Origin of the sequence: Streptococcus sp. HMSC071D03 (assembly GCF_001812125.1) — a bacterium.
Taxonomy (GTDB): Bacteria; Bacillota; Bacilli; order Lactobacillales; family Streptococcaceae; genus Streptococcus; species Streptococcus pseudopneumoniae_N.
The window spans coordinates 1-2,608 of the sequence record NZ_KV807721.1 but is presented as its reverse complement, the minus strand read 5'-3'; the positions used below and the strand labels follow the sequence as shown (position 1 = coordinate 2,608).

3 protein-coding genes and 1 pseudogene are annotated in these 2,608 nt (G+C 38.4%); all 4 read right to left on the bottom strand.

Annotated features, from left to right (window positions below):
* Positions 1-163: 163 nt before the first annotated feature.
* Positions 164-856, bottom strand: coding sequence for a phosphoglycerate mutase (locus HMPREF2837_RS03355; RefSeq protein ID WP_075227311.1), 693 nt, complete (start codon positions 854-856; stop codon positions 164-166).
* Between the two features lie 132 nt (positions 857-988).
* Positions 989-1,357 carry a hypothetical protein gene (locus HMPREF2837_RS03350; protein ID WP_075230640.1) on the bottom strand — a complete coding sequence of 123 codons (369 nt, stop codon included), beginning with the start codon at positions 1,355-1,357 and terminating at the stop codon, positions 989-991.
* 299 nt (positions 1,358-1,656) lie between these two features.
* A pseudogene (locus tag HMPREF2837_RS03345) lies at positions 1,657-2,046 on the bottom strand (ZmpA/ZmpB/ZmpC family metallo-endopeptidase); the annotation flags it as partial.
* Between the two features lie 163 nt (positions 2,047-2,209).
* On the bottom strand, positions 2,210-2,608 hold a 399-nt coding region (locus HMPREF2837_RS03340; protein ID WP_148131796.1), incomplete at its 5' end, for a MiiA motif-containing surface protein.

Sequence of the window (2,608 nt, the reverse complement as noted above, 5' to 3'; positions counted from 1 at the left end):
AGTACGGTAAGGCGACGCTGACGTGGTTTGAATTCGATTTTCGAAGAGTATAAAATCAAACTAAAAGGACTCAGCTCTGTGCAAGACAGAACTAAATCCTTTGCTTGAATTATTTGTGTAACTTTTTGAGATCGATATAAATCAATCCTAAACTTACAATTTTTTATTTTCCAAGGTAGTATTCAGAAACTACGTTCAATTTTTCGTCGAATTCGAATACCAATGGTGGGAAGTTAGGGATTTCCACGTCCATGATTTCGTCGTCTGACAAGCGTTTGATATGTTTTACAAGGGCACGGATTGAGTTACCGTGAGCTCCTACGAATACGTTTTTACCATCTTTAAGTGCTGGAGCGATTTTGTCTTCCCAGAATGGAAGGGCACGTTCCAAAGTCACTTTCAAGTTTTCAGCATCTGGGATAACTGAGTCGTCAAGTGAAGCGTAACGACGGTCAGTATGTGCTGAGTATTCGTCATCATGAGGCATTGCAGGAGGCAATACATCGTATGAACGACGCCAGATGTGAACTTGCTCATCACCAAATTGTTCAGCTGCTTCAGCTTTGTTTTTACCAGTCAAACCACCGTAGTGACGTTCGTTCAAGCGCCATGATTTTTCAACTGGAACCCACAATTGGTCAGATGCTTCAAGAGCCAAGTTAGTTGTTTTGATTGCTCGTTTCAATACTGAAGTGTAAGCTTGGTCAAATTCGATACCAGCTTCTTTGATCAATTTACCAGCGTCAATCGCTTGTTGTGTTCCTTTTTCAGACAAATCAACATCAGCCCAACCAGTGAAAAGGTTAGCTTTGTTCCATTCAGACTCACCGTGGCGAGCAAAAACCAATTTTACCATTTGATGGATACTCCTTTTATTTTCCGAGGTTTCCCTCGTTTATCTATTCTATTTTACACAATTTTTCACAAAAAAGCTAGTCAAAATCGATTTAAAAGAGAAGAGGTGAACGCCCCTTCTCTCAATAAACAGCTATTCTTGAACTTGAAATTGTTTCAAGCTTGTTAAAAAAAGGGCACCACCGATGACAATGACGATGCCACCAATCCAGCCTAAAAATGGAATCAAGCCTACTACAGAACCTACGATTAACAAAATAGATGGCGCCATTGATATGCGCTTATCATCCTTATAATAGATTAGAGAGAGAATTCCAAGAATGAGAGTTGCGATTTTTACTAAGGTAAAAACAATGAAGATAATCGCTAAAATTACTCCTGCAAAATCTTCATTCGCAAAAATAGATGCAACCATTAATATTACGACTGGCAAAATTGCCAAGAGCGAGCCTGCAATAGTCCCAATAATTCCAGCAATTTGCGCTAGTGTTTTTGTCTTCATAAATGTCTCCTTCAAATTTTAATAATTGTTATTCTACCATATTTTAGGTTAAATTCAAAGCTTTTCCAAGTAGACCACAATATCATCAGTGGCACTTTATTTTCCTTAAGTCATATAGTAAATTGAAATAAAGTATGAACAATTCGATTAGGAAAGTCAAACTAATTTCTAGAAATATTTTTAGCAGTCGTAATGTACTATTCTAAACTCAATTTGTTATATATGAATTTCCATAACAAAAATCCCTAAGTCCTTTTAGACCTAGGGATAACGCTACTTATTAAAAGTAATTTTGCAGCTTATTTGGTAAAGATAGACTGACGGAAGTCATCTGTTGTACGAAGATAAGCATTATAAATCTTTTTCTTCAGTAAGTTAACCCAGCTAGCTTCGACGCGGCTTGTAGCATTGTCAATATTACGAACATCCTCTGCTGTCGCCTCATCCATTAGCCTTTGCATATCTCTATAAGATCGAATAGTTACTTGCTTCGTACTATTTGGGTTTCTGAGTTCATACTCAATGGTAATCGGCTTCAATTTTGTCAATTTGTCAATCCGCTCTTGGTACATGGCCTTCTTAAAGGCTGCCCAAGAGTCATACTCACCTTTGAATACATTTTCTAGAACCTTCTGGTCTGTCACTAGACCAACATCTCTTCCGAGCCATCCATCCCAAGTTGTGCTGCCCTTACAGATCTTAGATTTTCTTCAACCCACTACAGTTAAAAGCTAGAGTTCCGCAATTGGGAATCTCTAGCTTTTTTGTGGCTAAGAACTATTTTGTCTCAGACTCTTTTCTAGCAATCTCATAGAATCAAAATTCTAAGATTTGCTTTATTCGAGTAATGGTTTACTCTCCTTCCTTACGTTTTTTAGAGATAAGGAGTCCTCCTGTCGCTGCTGCAAGAAGTGCTAGAGCAAGTGAAGCGCTAGATTGTTTTGTACCAGTGTTTGGCAATTCTTTCGCTCCCGCTTTCTTAGATGGTTCTTGAGCAGGTGACTCTTTAGTTGCTTCTTTAACGACTTTTTCAGATGCAAGTACTGCTACTGAACCGTCTGCAAATGTTACAACCACAGTTCCATCGTTGTTAACCTCAACATCTGTCGCTGTTGGGTTAGCTTTCTTAACTTCATTCGCTACTTTAGCTTTTTCGGCTTCTGTTAGAGATGATGGGTTTACAACTGGTGTGACTGATGGAGCATTTGCTTCTTTAGTTGGAGTTTTAACAGTTACCTTAGCTGGAACTTC

What these genes read in the sequence shown, in the direction of transcription:
- HMPREF2837_RS03355 (WP_075227311.1), bottom strand. Translation starts at nt 856, where the DNA reads ATGGTAAAATTGGTTTTTGCTCGCCACGGTGAGTCTGAATGGAACAAA.
- HMPREF2837_RS03350 (WP_075230640.1), bottom strand. Translation starts at nt 1,357, where the DNA reads ATGAAGACAAAAACACTAGCGCAAATTGCTGGAATTATTGGGACTATT.